Origin of the sequence: Paraburkholderia sp. Tr-20389 (genome assembly GCF_017104565.1) — a bacterium.
Taxonomy (GTDB): Bacteria; Pseudomonadota; Gammaproteobacteria; order Burkholderiales; family Burkholderiaceae; genus Paraburkholderia.
The window spans coordinates 91,758-107,027 of sequence record NZ_JAAGPD010000007.1 but is presented as its reverse complement, the minus strand read 5'-3'; the positions used below and the strand labels follow the sequence as shown (position 1 = coordinate 107,027).

11 protein-coding genes and 4 tRNA genes are annotated in these 15,270 nt (G+C 62.4%); 2 read left to right on the top strand and 13 right to left on the bottom strand.

What is annotated here, in order from left to right; translation table 11 throughout:
• Positions 1 to 3: 3 nt before the first annotated feature.
• From G3N95_RS10755 to gltX, 4 genes are all read right to left on the bottom strand, one after another.
• Positions 4 to 80 (bottom strand) — tRNA-Asp (locus G3N95_RS10755).
• Positions 81 to 156: 76 nt separating this feature from the next.
• A tRNA-Glu gene (locus G3N95_RS10750) sits at positions 157 to 232 on the bottom strand.
• A gap of 145 nt (positions 233 to 377) precedes the next feature.
• Positions 378 to 453: transfer RNA gene (locus G3N95_RS10745), tRNA-Ala, on the bottom strand.
• Between the two features lie 142 nt (positions 454 to 595).
• Entirely contained in the window at positions 596 to 2,005 is a 1,410-nt protein-coding gene (gltX, locus tag G3N95_RS10740) for a glutamate--tRNA ligase (RefSeq protein WP_205969975.1), read from the bottom strand.
• A 380-nt stretch (positions 2,006 to 2,385) separates the two neighbouring features.
• Between gltX and G3N95_RS10735 the strand changes: the two genes are divergently transcribed.
• Complete coding sequence (locus G3N95_RS10735) at positions 2,386 to 3,336, top strand: patatin-like phospholipase family protein (RefSeq protein WP_205969974.1); 951 nt, start codon at positions 2,386 to 2,388, stop codon at positions 3,334 to 3,336.
• A gap of 86 nt (positions 3,337 to 3,422) precedes the next feature.
• Here G3N95_RS10735 and G3N95_RS10730 read toward each other — a convergent pair whose 3' ends face one another.
• From G3N95_RS10730 to G3N95_RS10710, 5 genes are all read right to left on the bottom strand, one after another.
• Entirely contained in the window at positions 3,423 to 4,094 is a 672-nt protein-coding gene (locus G3N95_RS10730) for a C40 family peptidase (protein WP_205969973.1), read from the bottom strand.
• Between the two features lie 161 nt (positions 4,095 to 4,255).
• Positions 4,256 to 5,875: a dipeptide ABC transporter ATP-binding protein gene (locus tag G3N95_RS10725; protein WP_205969972.1), complete on the bottom strand. Its 1,620-nt coding sequence runs from the start codon at positions 5,873 to 5,875 to the stop codon at positions 4,256 to 4,258.
• Positions 5,872 to 6,975: an ABC transporter permease gene (locus G3N95_RS10720; RefSeq protein ID WP_205969971.1), complete on the bottom strand. Its 1,104-nt coding sequence runs from the start codon at positions 6,973 to 6,975 to the stop codon at positions 5,872 to 5,874. The genes G3N95_RS10725 and G3N95_RS10720 overlap by 4 nt, the downstream gene beginning before the upstream one ends.
• A gap of 1 nt (position 6,976) precedes the next feature.
• Positions 6,977 to 8,017 (bottom strand): ABC transporter permease subunit, encoded by a 1,041-nt coding sequence (locus G3N95_RS10715; RefSeq protein ID WP_205969970.1) that lies wholly within the window; start codon positions 8,015 to 8,017, stop codon positions 6,977 to 6,979.
• A gap of 75 nt (positions 8,018 to 8,092) precedes the next feature.
• Positions 8,093 to 10,015, bottom strand: a complete 1,923-nt coding sequence (locus G3N95_RS10710) for an extracellular solute-binding protein (RefSeq protein WP_205969969.1) — start codon at positions 10,013 to 10,015, stop codon at positions 8,093 to 8,095.
• Between the two features lie 119 nt (positions 10,016 to 10,134).
• Between G3N95_RS10710 and fabI the strand changes: the two genes are divergently transcribed.
• Positions 10,135 to 10,926: an enoyl-ACP reductase FabI gene (gene fabI / locus G3N95_RS10705; protein WP_205969968.1), complete on the top strand. Its 792-nt coding sequence runs from the start codon at positions 10,135 to 10,137 to the stop codon at positions 10,924 to 10,926.
• A gap of 101 nt (positions 10,927 to 11,027) precedes the next feature.
• Here the strand turns inward: fabI and G3N95_RS10700 are convergent, their stop codons facing one another.
• The 4 genes from G3N95_RS10700 to tilS all read right to left on the bottom strand — a co-directional run bounded on the left by G3N95_RS10700 (position 11,028) and on the right by tilS (position 15,267).
• Positions 11,028 to 11,387, bottom strand: coding sequence for a hypothetical protein (locus tag G3N95_RS10700; RefSeq protein WP_205969967.1), 360 nt, complete (start codon positions 11,385 to 11,387; stop codon positions 11,028 to 11,030).
• Between the two features lie 447 nt (positions 11,388 to 11,834).
• A tRNA-Ser gene (locus G3N95_RS10695) sits at positions 11,835 to 11,928 on the bottom strand.
• 206 nt (positions 11,929 to 12,134) lie between these two features.
• Complete coding sequence (locus G3N95_RS10690; protein WP_205969966.1) at positions 12,135 to 13,385, bottom strand: aspartate kinase; 1,251 nt, start codon at positions 13,383 to 13,385, stop codon at positions 12,135 to 12,137.
• Positions 13,386 to 13,848: 463 nt separating this feature from the next.
• A complete protein-coding gene (gene tilS / locus G3N95_RS10685) occupies positions 13,849 to 15,267 on the bottom strand; it encodes a tRNA lysidine(34) synthetase TilS (protein WP_205969965.1) in 1,419 nt (472 codons plus the stop codon).
• Positions 15,268 to 15,270 lie beyond the last annotated feature (3 nt).

Below are 15,270 nucleotides of genomic sequence, written 5' to 3'. Positions count from 1 at the left end.
ATCTGGCGGAGTGGACGGGACTCGAACCCGCGACCCCCGGCGTGACAGGCCGGTATTCTAACCGACTGAACTACCACTCCAGTCTTGCTACCTGACTTGCGAGCGTCGGTTATGTCTCGCAAGCGCATTACTTGAATCTCAAGCAACGCCAGTATTTGGCGTCCCCTAGGGGATTCGAACCCCTGTACTCACCGTGAAAGGGTGATGTCCTAGGCCTCTAGACGAAGGGGACATAATCTTTTCAGATCTGTCTCGATTTTGCTGCTAACTTCATTCATCAGCAGCGAAGACCGCTATTCTAAACTGCTTTACTACCGTTTGTGAAGTCTTTTTTTCTACAACTTCCAGCTAACCGGAAGAACTTCACTCTGCTCTGATGGTGGAGGTAAGCGGGATCGAACCGCTGACCTCTTGCATGCCATGCAAGCGCTCTCCCAGCTGAGCTATACCCCCTTGCAGAACAGAAGCGAGATTGTAGAGAGCAATTTTCGCTTTGTAAATACCTCTTGAGCAGCTTTCTACAATTTTTTTGCGAGGCCGCGCAATCATCCTCCGCGGCCTTGCTTCGCCTGCTCGTTGTCGCGTCGAACGTGAATCAGACCAGCGCCTTTTCGATGCGGCTCACCACCACATCGCGACCGAACAGCATCAGCACGCTATCGATGGACGGCGTATGCGTGGTCCCCGCCACCAGCAGACGCACGGGCATCGCGAGCTGCGGCATCTTCAGCTTGTGCGCGGCGAGCGTTGCCTTCAATGCCGCGGCGATGCCCTCCTTCGTCCACTCGCACGCCCTCAATGCAGCGGCGAGATCGGCCAGCGCCGGGCGCACGGCGTCCGTCACATGCTGCGCGAGCGCATCCGCTTCCGGATTCGGTTCGCGATAGAACATCGCTGCATTGTCGACGACCTCCTTCACCGTCGATGCACGATCCTTCATCAGCGCAATCACACTGACGAGATCGGCACCCTTCGCGAGCGTCGCTTCGTCGATGTCGAGTGCCGCGAAGAACGGCTTGCTCAGACCGGCGAGACGCGCATTGTCCGCTTCCTTGATGTAGTGATTGTTCAGCCAGTTGAGCTTGTTGTGGTCGTACTGCGCGGGCGACTTGCCCAGATGATCGAGATCGAACCACTCGACCAGTTGCTCGCGCGAGAAGATTTCGGCGTCGCCGTGCGACCAGCCGAGTCGCGCCAGATAGTTCAGCACGGCCTCGGGCAGATAGCCTGCGTCGCGATAGCCCATCACGCTCATCGCGCCATGACGCTTGCTCATCTTCTCGCCCTGCTCGTTCAGCACCGTCGGCAGATGCGCGTAGACGGGCGGTTCGGCGCCGAGCGCGCGCAGGATGTTGATCTGGCGCGGCGTGTTGTTCACGTGGTCGTCGCCGCGAATCACGTGCGTGATCTTCATGTCGAGGTCGTCGACGACCACGCAGAAGTTGTACGTCGGCGTGCCGTCCGGTCGAGCGATCACGAGATCGTCGAGTTCTTCGTTCGAGATTTCGACGCGGCCCTTCACGGCATCGTCCCACGCGACGACGCCCGTCAACGGGTTACGGAAACGCAGCACGGGCTCGACGCCTTCGGGCGGCGTGGGCAGCATCTTGCCCGGCTCGGGACGCCACGTGCCGTCGTAACGCGGCTTCTCGCCGGCGGCGCGCTGGCGCTCGCGCAGTGCGTCGAGTTCTTCAGTCGACATGTAGCACGGATACACGAGCCCCTGTTCCTGCATCTGCTTGAGCACTTCGCGATAACGGTCCATGCGCTGCATCTGGTAGAACGGGCCTTCGTCGTAGTCGAGGCCAAGCCATTGCATGCCTTCGAGAATCGCATCGACGGATTGCTCGGTCGATCGCTCGACGTCGGTGTCCTCGATACGCAGCACGAACACGCCTTTCGATTTGCGCGCAAACGCCCACGGATACAGCGCAGAGCGAATGTTGCCGAGGTGGATGAAGCCGGTGGGGCTCGGTGCGAAGCGGGTGCGAACGGGAGTGGTCATGTGCGGTAACTCGAAGACGGACGCCGGCGCCGGCGAACAGCGATACCGGGCGCGGCGACGAAAACGGTTCGCTTCCGGCGACGGCAACAGCAGCCGGCGGCAGCGCGAACGCGATGAAAAAAGAGAGTGCCGATTATACCCGCCGACGGCACTTCCACCGGGCCGCACGCTTATGCCGCGGATCGCTTCGAAGCGGGCCTCGCCGCGTGTAGACGGTTTCTTCAGCCGATTGTCGCCGTGCGTGCGCTTTGCATTATGATGTGCGCGCGCTGCCGTTCGACTTCATGCAGCGCGTAAAGATCGCCCGCCGGCGATCACGCTCGCAAGACACGCGGCGCGACGCATTCGCATGGACGTCGGCGCCGTCGCTGGAGAATTCGTTGAAACCGTCATCACCACGTTTGTCCCGCCGCACGTTCTCGATTGCCGCGGCCTCCGCTGTCCTGTCCGCCTGCGCGTCGACGGGCGGCAAGCCTGAGAACGTCACGTCCAACACCGCCACCGTTCCGCCGGCGCCGCCCGAGATCAGGCCGCAGCGGCCGCTGCGCGTCGGCCTCGCGCTCGGCGGCGGCGCCGCGCGCGGCTTTGCGCATATCGGCGTGATCAAGGCGCTGGAAGCGCGCAACATTCAGGTCGATCTGATCTGCGGAACGAGCGCCGGATCGGTGGTCGGCGCGCTGTATGCATCGGGGCTGAACGGTTTCGCGTTGAACAAGCTCGCGCTGACGATGGACGAAGCCTCGATCAGCGACTGGGCGATGCCGTTTCGCACGCGCGGCTTTCTACAAGGCGTCGCGCTGCAGAATTATCTGAACAAGACCCTCGACAATCGCCCGATCGAAAAGATGGCGAAACCGCTCGGCGTCGTCGCAACCGATCTGAAAACGGGCCAGCCCATTCTCTTCCAGCGCGGCAACACGGGGATCGCGGTGCGCGCGTCGTCGAGCGTGCCGTCGGTGTTCGAGCCCGTGAAGATCGGCGGACATGAGTACGTCGACGGCGGCCTCGTCAGCCCGGTGCCCGCGTCGTTCGCCCGAAAAATGGGCGCGGACTTCGTGATCGCCGTCGACATCTCCGCGCGACCCGAGACGGCCGTCACGGAAAGTTCGTTCGACGTGCTGATGCAGACTTTCACGATCATGGGTCAGACGATCAAGGCGTATGAACTCGACAAATACGCCGACGTCGTGATTCGTCCGAATCTCAACGCGATGAGCGGCACGGATTTCGGACAACGCAATGCAGCGATTCTGGCAGGCGAGGAAGCCGCCGCGCGCGCCGCGCCGGAGTTGCTGCGCAAGCTGGCGGCGGCACGGGCTGCCGCCGTTTGACGCGCGAAATCAGACAGCAGAACGCAAAAGGCCCGCTTCGAATGAAGCGGGCCTTTTGTTTTGAAACCGGCAAGTAGACGATCGTCTTAGTTGCTGCCACCGATCGTCGCGCTCACACGCTGACGCAGGTCCTGCTGCTGCGGCACCGTGGTCTCGATGCGGCGTGCGCCCGTGAAGCGCTTTTCCCAGTAGCCGTCATCCATGTCGTCGACGCGGATCGTGCTGCCCGTCGACGGCGAATGCACGAACTTGTTGTCGCCGATGTAGATGCCAACGTGCGAGAACGTGCGACGCATCGTATTGAAGAACACGAGATCGCCCGGCTTCAGGTCGGAAACCCGAACCTTCTCGCCGACACGGCTCATTTCTTCCGCGCGGCGCGGCAGGGCCATGCCCAGCGTGTCCTGGAACACGTAGCGCACGAAGCCGCTGCAATCGAGGCCGGAGTCCGGCGTATCGCCGCCCCAGCGGTAACGCACGCCGATCATGTTGAGGGCGCCGACCACCACATCACCCGCCTTGCCGGCCATGCCGGACAGAAACGAACGAGCGCCACTCTCGGAATTCGAGGCGGCGCTTTGCGTGTTTTGTGTGGTGGAGGACACTGAATTCGACCCGGAAGAGGTCGAAAATGAGGCATTCTGGTTAAAGCTGCTTACTTCATCGGCGAAAGCGCCGGGAGCTGCGGCCATCAGTACGCCAATGAACATCCCGGCGACGACGCGCGTGCAAGCCTGGGTTAGATTTCGGTGCTGCATTGGTCTGGTGGTTGGTCTTGGTTATCGCGGGTGTCCGCGGTAGTTTTTGCCTGTAAATCAACAGGCTACGAAAAAAAGTTTGGTCGATACTAGCCAGTAAGTATTCCTATGTCAAAACAAATAGAAAAAATCAATGACTAGGCGCACCCAATTGGTGAATGTCAATTCGTGAAGGCGGCTTTCAGCAGCTTTCGCGTGTAAGGATGGGTAGGCTCGCCGAAGATCTGCTCGACGGCGCCCGACTCGACGATCTCCCCGTTTTGCATCACCGCGACGCGGTGCGCCATCGCGCCGATCACGGCCAGATCGTGGCTGATGAACACGAAACCCAGGTTGTATTTGCGTTGCAGACCCGCGAGCAGCTTCAACACCTGTTGCTGGATCGACACATCGAGCGCGCTCGTCGGTTCGTCGAGAATCAGGATGCGCGGTTCCAGCACCAGTGCGCGCGCAATCGCGATGCGCTGCCGCTGCCCGCCCGAAAACTCGTGCGGATAGCGGTGCAGCGCCGTGCGGTCGATCCCCACTTCGCGCAGCACGGACACGACCTTCTCACGGCGCGCGTCGGCGGCGAGTTGCGGCCGGTGCAACGCGAGCCCTTCGCCGACGATCCGTTCGATCGTCTGTCGCGGTGAAAGTGAACTAAAAGGATCCTGAAAGACGACCTGCATGTTCGAGCGCAGCGCCGTCTGATCTCGTCCCCGATAACTGCCGAGCGCCCTGCCCTGAAACTCGATTGCGCCGTGAGAAGTCTTTTGCAGGCCGAGCAGCGCCATCGCCAGGGTCGATTTTCCCGATCCCGATTCGCCGACGATGCCGAGCGTCTCCCCCTGCCGCAACGACACCGTCGCGTCCGCCACCGCGCGAAAGTGCCCCGCGCGGAACCAGCCCGCGAAGCCGGGCAGCTTCGTCTTGAAATCGACCGACACATCGCGCGCGTCGAGCAGCACGGGAGCGATCGGCAGCACGGGCACCACCGTGCGCTCCGGACGGCTCTGCAGCAGACGCTGCGTGTACGGATGCTGCGGTGATTCGAATAGTGTGTCGACAGCGCCGCTTTCGACCAGCACGCCCTTCTCCATCACCGCGACGCGTTGCGCGAAGTGCCTCACGAGGTTCAGGTCGTGCGTGATCAGCAGCACGGCCATGCCGCGCTTTTCGGCTTCGTCGCGCTGCAGTTCGAGCAGCAGGTCGACGATCTGTGCGCGGATCGTCACATCGAGCGCCGTCGTCGGTTCGTCTGCGAGCAGCAGACGCGGGCGACAAGCCAGTGCCATCGCGATCATCGCGCGCTGCCGCTGTCCGCCCGACAACTGGTGCGGATAACTGTTGACGCGCTTGCCCGGCTCCGTGATCCCCGTGCGTTCGAGCAGCGCGACGGCACGCTTGCGCGCTTCGCCGGCACTCACACCGTCGTGCAGCACGATAGTTTCGGCAATCTGCTCGCCGACCGTGTACAGCGGGTTGAGCGCCGTCATCGGCTCCTGAAAGATCATCGCGATATCGGAGCCGCGCAGACCGCGCATCTCGCGCTCGCTTTTCGTCAACAGGTCTTCGCCGTCGAAGCGCACCGTGCCGCTCGTCTGCGCGTCGTTCAGCAGACGCAGGATGGACAGCGCCGTCACGCTCTTGCCCGAGCCGGACTCACCGACCAGCGCCACACGTTCGCCGCGCGCGATCGACAGCGATACGTCGTCGACTGCAACCGTGTCGCCGAACGTCACGCGCAGATGATCGAGTTCGAGCAGCGGCCCGTCGTAGTGCTTCACGTTCGCGCTCACTGGTTGCCTCCCGCTTTCATCGCGTCGGAGATGCGCGTGTCGAGCGCGTTGCGCAACGCGTCGCCCATGAACGTCAACAGCAACAGCGTGACGACCAGCACGCCGAACGTCGCGACGGAGATCCACCACGCGTCGAGATTCGCCTTGCCTTGCGCGAGCAGTTCGCCGAGGCTCGGCGTCGGCGCCGGCACGCCGAGACCGAGAAAGTCGAGGCTCGTGAGCGCGAGAATCGCGCCGCTCATGCGGAACGGCAGAAACGTGATGACGGGCGTGAGACTATTGGGCAGCACGTGCCGCCAGATGATCTGCCAGTTCGACAAACCCATCGCGCGCGCGGCGCGCACGTAGTCCTGTTGCCGGTTGCGCAGAAACTCCGCGCGCACGTAGTCGGACAGACCGATCCAGCCGAACAGCGACAGCAGCACGATCAGCAGGATGAAGCCCGGCTCGAAGATCGACGCGAAGATGATCAGCAGATACAGCTCCGGCATCGCGCTCCAGATTTCGATCAGACGCTGCCCGATGATGTCCGTCTTGCCGCCGAAATAGCCTTGCACGGCGCCCGCCAGCACGCCGAGTATCGTGCCGATGAAGGTCAGCACCAGCGCGAATTCGACCGACACGCAAAACCCGTAGACGAGCCGCGCGAACAGATCGCGTCCGCGGTCGTCGGTGCCGAGCCAGTTGTCGCGCGACGGCGGCGCCGGATTCGGCACCTTCGAAAAATAATTGAGCGTGTCGTAGTAGTAGCGATTCAACGGATAGATCGCGAAATTGCCCGGTGCGGTGAGTCGCTGCTTGATGTACGGATCGAGATAGTCCGCGGGCGTCGGAAAGTCGCCGCCGAAGGTCGTCTCCGCGTAGTCCTTCGCGAGCGGGAAATAGTAGTGACCGTCGTAGCGCACGACGATCGGCTTGTCGTTCGACCACAGCGGCGCGGCGAGGCTCGCAGCGAACGCGACGACGAACACGATCAGACTCCAGTAGCCCAGACGCTGCTGTCTGAAGCGCGACCACACGCGGCGCGCGGGCGACGGCGACACGAACGCGCGCACCGGCTGCGCACGCGACACTTCGGCATCTGTACGGACGCGGCTCAAATCAGCGCTCCAGTTGTTCGAATTGAATGCGTGGATCGACCCACACGTAGCAGAGATCGGAGATGAGCTTGGTCGCGAGTCCGATCAGCGTGAACAGATAGAGCGTGCCGAGCACGACGGGATAGTCGCGCCGCACCACCGACTCATACGACAGCAGCCCCAGCCCGTCGAGCGAAAACAGCGTTTCGATCAGCAGGCTGCCCGTGAAGAACGCGCCGATGAACGCAGCCGGAAAGCCGACGATCAGCGGCAGCAGCGCGTTGCGAAACACGTGCTTCCACAGCACGCGCCGCTCGGAGAGCCCCTTGGCCCGCGCGGTCAGCACATATTGCTTGCGGATTTCATCGAGGAACGCGTTCTTCGTGAGCATCGTGACGACGGCGAAGCTGCCGACCACCGACGCGACGATCGGCAGCGTGATGTGCCACAGATAGTCGAGCACCTTGCCGATCAGACTCAACTGACTCCAGTTGTCGGACGTGAGATTGCGCAGCGGGAACAGTTGCAGGAACGTACCGCCGCCGAACAGCACGAGCAGCAGCACGCCGAGTACGAAGCCCGGAATCGCGTAGCCGATCAGCACGATGAGACTCGTCGCGACGTCGAAGCGCGAGCCGTTGCGTACTGCCTTCGCGATGCCGAGCGGCACCGATATCAGATACGTGAGGAAGAACGTCCACAGCCCGATACTGATCGACACGGGCAGCTTCGACACGATCAGCGACCACACGCTTTGATGGCGAAAATAGCTTTGCCCGAGATCGAAGTGCGAGAACTGCTTGAGCATCATCCAATAGCGTTCGAGCGGCGGCTTGTCGAAACCGTACAGCGCCTTGAGTTGCGCCATCTGCTGCGCGTCCACTCCGCTATGCGCGCGCAGCCCGAACGGCATGCCGCCTTCGGCCGCATTGCGCCGCAGTTCATGCGCCATCTGTTCGACGGGGCCGCCCGGCACGAACTGGATGACGGCGAACGTCAGCGTCAGCACGCCGATCAACGTCGGGATCATCAGCAGCAGACGTTTGAGGATGTAGCTCCACATGGCGGCGGTCCGGAATGCGTCGCCGGGTAGCGGCGCGCGTTGTTCAAGAGTGCGTGATGGGGATGCGGACCGCGCTCACTGCGGCGCCGCGAACCACCACATCGAAGTGATCCAGCCTTCCGCCGTATAGTACAGCGGCAAGGTCGCCGGCCAGGCGAGGCCGCGCTTGAACGCCACGCGGTGCGTCGCGCTGTACCAGTGCGGAATCATGTAATAGCCGTTGATCAGCACGCGATCGAGCGCGTGAACGGAATCGACGAGTTGCTCCCGCGTCTGCGCGCCGACCAGCGCACGCAGGATCGAATCGACGGCGGGCGACTTCAGGCCGATCAGATTGCCGGAGCCCGGTTCGTCCGCGGCCTTGCTGCCGAAGCGGTCGATCATGTCCGCGCCGGGTACCTGCACGTCAGGGAAACGGATCGTCGTGACATCGAAATCAAACGCGTCGAGGCGCTTCTGATACACCGCGAAGTCCATCACGCGGAAGCGCGCTTCGATGCCGAGCTTTTGCAGATTGCGGATATACGGCGCGATCACCGGCTCGAATACCGCCGATGACCCCGAGTCGTCGAGTATCTCGAACACGAACGGCTCGCCCTTCGCGTTACGCAGCGCGCCGTCGCGATAGGTCCAGCCCGCCTGCGCGAGCAACGCGCGCGCTTCGAGGAGATTGGCGCGCAGCGAACCGGGCGCATCGGTGTCGGGCTGCTTCGGCGGCACGCCGAACACCGACGGCTCCAGCTTCGCACGCCACGGTTCGAGCAGCGTCAGTTCGCCCGGCGACGGCAAGCCCTTTGCCTGCAGATCGGTATTGACGAAGTAGCTGTCGATCCGCTTGTACTGGTTGTAGAACAGTTGCCGGTCGAGCCACTGGAAATCGAGTGCGAGGTCGAGTGCCTTGCGCACACGCACGTCGCCGAACAGCGGCCGGCGCTGATTGAGGATGAAGCCCTGCATCCCCGTGCCGTTGTGATGCGGAAACTCGCGCTTGATCAGCTCGCCGCTATCGAACTTCTTGCCGACATCGCGCCGCACCCAGTTACGCGCGACGTTCTCGACGAGCGCATCGTACTCCCCTGCCTTGAACGCTTCGAGGCGTGCCGTCGCATCCGAATACAGCTTGTAGTTGATGCGCTCGAAATTGTAGGTACCCACACGCACGGGCAGTTTGTCGCCCCAGTAGTTCGGGTCGCGTTTGTAGGTGATCGTCCGCCCGTTGTCGTAGCGCTCGATCAGATACGGCCCGCTGCCGATCGGCTTTTCGAACGCGAGCTGATCGAACGGAATGCGACTTCCGTCCGCCTTCACGCCCCACTTGCGCGAGAACACGGGCATGCCGCCCGCGAGCAGCGGCAACTCGCGATCGTGCTGCTTGAACTCGAACCGTACCGTCGCGGGATCGACGATCACACAGCGCGTGATATCCGCGAAATACGCGGCGAATTGCGGCGCGGCCTTCGGGCTCTTCAAGGTATCGAACGAGAACTTCACGTCTTCGGCCGTGACCGGATCGCCGTTCGAAAAGCGCGCGTGCGGGTTGATATGGAACGTGGTCGACATGCCGTCGGACGCGACGTCGATGTCGTCGGCGAGCAGGCCATAGGCGGACGCGACTTCGTCGGCGCTGCCCGTCGCGAGGCTCTCGAACAGCAGCCCGATGCCGGGCGCCGCACTGCCGCGCAGCGTGAACGGATTGAACTTGTCGAAACTCGTCGATCGATCGGGATTCGCGAGCACCAGCGTACCGCCGCGCGGCGCGTCGGGATTGACGTAGTCGAAGTGCTTGAAGTCGCGCGGATATTTCGGCTCGCCGTACTGCGCGATCGCGTAGGCGGCTTGCACACGCTGCGCCGTAACGGGCGACAACGCGATCAGCGAACCAAGACACATGGCAAACGCGGCGCGCGATACCGTCTTGCAACGCACACGCGACCACGGACGAATCAGAGTGCGCCATCCCGGGCGCGGCGCTTCAACCCGTCGCGTGCCTGTCGTCATAAGTGCCTTATTGGTCCGTGGTGGTCGGTGGGTTGTTGCAATGTGAGAGAATTCTACCCAAAATCCCGCGCGCTCCCGCACTCTGTCCGCGCGGCGCGCTGACCTCATTAGGAGAATTCATGGGCTTCCTCGCTGGTAAACGAATCTTGCTGACGGGCCTCCTGTCGAACCGTTCGATCGCGTACGGTATCGCGCAGGCCTGCAAGCGCGAAGGCGCAGAACTGGCGTTCACGTATGTCGGCGACCGCTTCAAGGACCGCATCACCGAATTCGCCAACGAATTCGACAGCAACCTGGTGTTCCCGTGCGACGTCGCCGACGATGCGCAAATCGAAGCGCTCTTCGTGTCGCTGAAACAACATTGGGACAGCCTCGACGGTCTCGTTCATTCGATCGGCTTCGCGCCGCGCGAAGCGATCGCGGGCGACTTCCTCGATGGCATGACGCGTGAGAATTTCCGCATCGCGCACGACATCTCCGCGTATAGCTTCCCGGCCCTCGCGAAAGCCGCGCTGCCGATGCTGTCGAACGATGCGGCACTGCTCACGCTGTCGTACCTCGGCGCAGAAAGAGCAATCCCCAACTACAACACGATGGGTCTCGCGAAGGCATCGCTCGAAGCCAGCGTGCGTTACCTGGCCGTGTCGCTGGGCAACAAGGGCATTCGCGTGAACGGCATCTCGGCCGGCCCGATCAAGACGCTCGCGGCAAGCGGCATCAAGGGCTTCGGCAAGATTCTCGATTTCGTTGAAGAGAATGCGCCGCTCAAGCGTAACGTGACGATCGAACAGGTCGGCAACGCCGCGGCGTTCCTGATGTCGGATCTCGCTGCCGGCATGACGGCCGAGATCATGCATGTCGACAGCGGCTTCAGCAATGTGGTCGGCGGGATGGCGGCAGTCAGCGAGTAAGCGCGGCTACACGTCCTCGCGAGCGGCGCACGTCGTTGCGCGTGCAACCAGAAAAAAACCGCCCCTCGGGGCGGTTTTTTGTTTGCGCATGCGCTTCGGGTTCAATGCCAGCCATTGTGGCGGCCGTTGTCCCAGTGACCATGACCGCGATCATAGCCGCCATGATCATAGCCGCCGTGATGGCGATACCAGTCGTCGCGGCCCCAGTAACGGCGGCCATCCCAGTAGCGGTCACCGTGCCAGCCGACCACGACGGCGGGCGCGACCACGACGGGCGCCGGCTGATACACGACGGGCGGCGGCGGGGGCGGCGGCGGCGCATATACGGGCGCCGGTGCAACGTAGACAGGAGCGGGAATACCGATGTTGACACCGACGTTCAGTCCCCCGGCCATCGCCGCGCTCGACGCGCCGATCGCGAGCACGCCGGCGATCAACGGGATAAGACGCATGGACTTCATGGTTTCACCTTTTCTTTGCGGGAAGTTGTGTTTATCGACTGCGTGATTCGAATATAACAAAGCAACGCTTAACGCGTATTTCAACTTTGTAATAACTGATGCACAAGTTCGCATCGCAACGCGTGTCGTAACGTCCGGTTACACGCGACAGCATTTCGTGACGTGTCCCGTACGTTCGGTGTTGCTTGCACGCACGTCGCGCCTGTTCGATTGGTCATGCCAGGCAACGCACTCATGCAAACAATTCGATTGTCGCTTTCGACGCGAAGACAATTTTCCATTACCCGCATTGACGGATACGCGAATGAAAAATGGAGTGCCGCAATGCAATGCGGTCAAATGACGGGATGAAAAGACAGGTAAAGAGCCGTATGCATATCCAAATGCATGTGCGTAAAAAACAAAACCCCGCAGAGCCGCAGCTCTACGGGGTTCCACCGCCATTGCTGGCGGAGACGGAGGGATTCGAACCCTCGATCCAGGTTTTGGCCCAGATGCTCCCTTAGCAGGGGAGTGCCTTCGACCTCTCGGCCACGTCTCCCAAACTTTCGGTTGCGCCAGGGAGGCAGCGCAACGAAGCCAAGATAATAGCGGGTTCGAAGGCCCAGGTCAATTTTTACTTCACACTTTTTGTGCCTGAAGTGTCAATTCAATGTCACTTCTTCGACCTGTCCACTGAACCACGCTTTATCCAACACAACCTTTGAACAAATGCCTGCCACCGTAGCGAACAGGCATTCGCGTGCATCAAGCCTGATCGAGTTCGAACGCCTTATGCAGCGCGCGCACGGCGAGCTCCATGTACTTCTCGTCGATCAGCACCGAGATCTTGATTTCCGAGGTGGAGATCATCTGGATGTTGATGCCCTCTTCCGACAGCGTGCGGAACATCTTGCTCGCGATGCCGACGTGCGAGCGCATGCCGACGCCGACCACCGACACCTTCGACACCTTCGGATCGCCCAGCACCTGCTCCGCGCTCACATGCCCCTTCACCTGATTGGTGAGGATGTCCATCGCGCGCTGATAGTCGCCGCGACCGACCGTGAACGTGAACGCCGTTTTGCCTTCGACGCTCTGGTTCTGAATGATCATGTCGACATCGATATTCGCGTCGGCGACCGGGCCGAGGATCTGATATGCGATGCCCGGCTTGTCGGGCACACCCATCACGGCGATACGGGCTTCGTCACGCTGAAACGCGATTCCCGAGATGACTGCTTTTTCCATGGTTTCGTCTTCTTCAAAAGTAATCAGGGTGCCCGACTTCATTTCCTCGTCGAGCGACATCAGCGGATCGGTCAGGCTGGACAGCACACGCGTCTTCACCTGATATTTGCCGGCGAATTCCACCGAGCGGATCTGCAGCACCTTCGAACCCAGGCTGGCCATTTCCAGCATTTCCTCGAACGTCACGCGATCCAGACGACGCGCTTCTTCGACCACGCGCGGGTCCGTCGTGTAGACGCCGTCGACGTCCGTGTAGATCAGGCATTCGTCGGCTTTCAGCGCCGCGGCCACTGCGACGGCGGACGTATCCGAGCCGCCACGTCCGAGCGTGGTGATGTGGCCTTCCGGGTCGATGCCCTGGAAGCCCGTGATGACAACGACCTTGCCTTCGTCGAGGTCGCGCAGCACGCGCTCGCCGTCGATGTCGCTGATGCGCGCTTTCGTGAATGCGCTATCCGTTTTGACGGGCACTTGCCAGCCGGTGTAGCTGACGGCATCGACGCCTGCGTCATGCAGCGCGATGGACAGCAGGCCGACGCTGACCTGTTCGCCCGTCGACGCGATCATGTCGAGTTCGCGCGGGCTCGGCTGGGGCGAAATTTCTTTCGCGAGGCCCAGCAGGCGGTTCGTTTCGCCGGACATCGCCGAAGGCACGACGACCATCTTGTGGCCTGCCTTGTGCCATTTCGCGACGCGCTTCGCGACGTTCTTGATGCGCTCGACCGAGCCCATCGATGTGCCGCCGTATTTGTGTACGATGAGTGCCATTGTCGTTCTGAACTGAAGGAGAAACTGATACGCCAACCGGCGCGCGCCGGACGCGCTGGAGACGGCCGCACAAAGAGAGCACAGGGCACAACGTTCGGGAACGACGGCGCAGTGTGGCGGCGCAGATGCAGCGCGCGTGCAGTACGCGCGGATTTGCCGGGGTTGCTTTTTCCGGCCCTGCCGAAACCTGAGGATAAACAGGCCGCTGACGACGCTAACGGGTGGCTACCGGGGTTAGCGGCTTGGAGCGCGCCCGGGCATTCGCATAAGAACGGCCGGGAACGCGTCAAAAGCGACGACAAAAAGCGGGTCGGGCAAACAAGTTACACTACCCGATCAGGGATAAAAAGACAAGCCGAAATCCGGTCAAAGGCCGTTGCAAATGCTTGTCGGAGAAGGATTTGCGGCCAATGTTGCGTGCTGATGACAATAGCCGTCCGGTCAGTCGGGCATGGGCGCCCGATCACGCGAGCGTGAGATCCTCGCGCCATTCGATCCTGACGTAACGGGTGCTCGTCCGTTGCGCCGCTTCGGCGATCGCCGCGCGGTTCACGCCGATCAGCGGCACGAACAGCAAAGCGTCGCCTGCGAACAGCAACGGCACGTCGCGCTTCCATGACGGTACGCCGCGCTCCTGAAAGAGATTCTTCAACGTTCGACTTGGGCCGTTCGACGCGCAGCGCATCCGTTCGCCACCGCTGCGTGATCGCGCGACGAGCGGCGCTCGCGTGAGCGCATCAGCGGGAATCGCATCGGGTGCATCGGCGGCCGCGTCGCTGAACACGAACGTGCCGCGCCACTGCGGCAGTCGCCACACGCTTTCGCCCCGCCATGCGAGCACGCTCTCGCTCCGTTCGACGAGCGCCGTTTCGTCGGCGGGATCGCTGCTGTCGCCTGCTTCCCAATAGATCTGTCCGCGATAGCTGCGCAACGCCTGCCCAGCGTGATCGACACGCAGCGTGTGGGCATCGCTGATCTCGCGCAGCTGACGCAGCGCATCCATCAGGCGCGCAGTCGACGCAGCGGGCAAACCGAGCGTGCGCATCCAGTAGCGCAGCAGGTTGGCTGCGCGTTCGTCGTCGAGTGCGAGCAGCGCGTCGCGCGACAAGGCACCCTCTTCCTCACCACGCGCCGTTTGCAGATCGATGCGCGCCAGCTCGTCGAGCAGACGCTGGGCCGCCGCCGCATGCGCCGCCGTACGCGCGAGCGCGTCACGAAAGCCCGGAAAATGCACGGCGAGACCCGGCAGCACATCGTGACGTAACGCGTTGCGTGCATAGCGGGTGTCGGCGTTCGACTCGTCATCGATCCAGCGCAGATCGCGTGCGTGCGCATACTGCTCCAGTTGCGCGCGCAGCAGATGCAACAGCGGACGCACGCGCGTGACCGAGGCGCCGGGCGGCAGATATTCCGGCGCCATCGCCGCGAGCCCGGCGAGCCCCGCACCGCGCAGCAGTTGAAGCAATACGGTTTCCGCCTGATCGTCCGCGTGCTGCGCGAGCCACAGCGTGTGCACGCGATGCTGCGTGCACAGCGCATCGAGTGCGCGATAACGCGCGTCGCGTGCCGCGGCCTCGATGCTCACGCCTGCCGCTCGCGACACGTCGACGTGTGTCGAAGCAAACTCGACACACCGTTCGCGCGCAAACGCCTCGCCATGCGCGAGCCATTCGTCGGCGTTGGGACTGAGACCGTGATGGATATGCAACGCGACACAACGCGCCGCACCACCGACGCGCACCGCCGCGTCGAGCAGCACAGTCGAATCGACGCCGCCGCTGAACGCGATCGCGACGCGCGCATCGTTCGGCAACGCGCCAAAAGCAACGCCGACCGCATCGAGAACGAGGCGGTCGGCGGATGTGTCAGCGGAGAGAGTCACGAG

Bases quoted from the DNA above. Each gene is read 5' to 3' on its own strand.
- G3N95_RS10690 (WP_205969966.1), bottom strand. From the start codon at position 13,385: ATGGCACTCATCGTACACAAATACGGCGGCACATCGATGGGCTCGGTC.
- G3N95_RS10710 (WP_205969969.1), bottom strand. From the start codon at position 10,015: ATGACGACAGGCACGCGACGGGTTGAAGCGCCGCGCCCGGGATGGCGC.
- G3N95_RS10730 (WP_205969973.1), bottom strand. From the start codon at position 4,094: ATGCAGCACCGAAATCTAACCCAGGCTTGCACGCGCGTCGTCGCCGGG.
- gltX (WP_205969975.1), bottom strand. From the start codon at position 2,005: ATGACCACTCCCGTTCGCACCCGCTTCGCACCGAGCCCCACCGGCTTC.
- fabI (WP_205969968.1), top strand. From the start codon at position 10,135: ATGGGCTTCCTCGCTGGTAAACGAATCTTGCTGACGGGCCTCCTGTCG.
- G3N95_RS10715 (WP_205969970.1), bottom strand. From the start codon at position 8,017: ATGTGGAGCTACATCCTCAAACGTCTGCTGCTGATGATCCCGACGTTG.
- G3N95_RS10700 (WP_205969967.1), bottom strand. From the start codon at position 11,387: ATGAAGTCCATGCGTCTTATCCCGTTGATCGCCGGCGTGCTCGCGATC.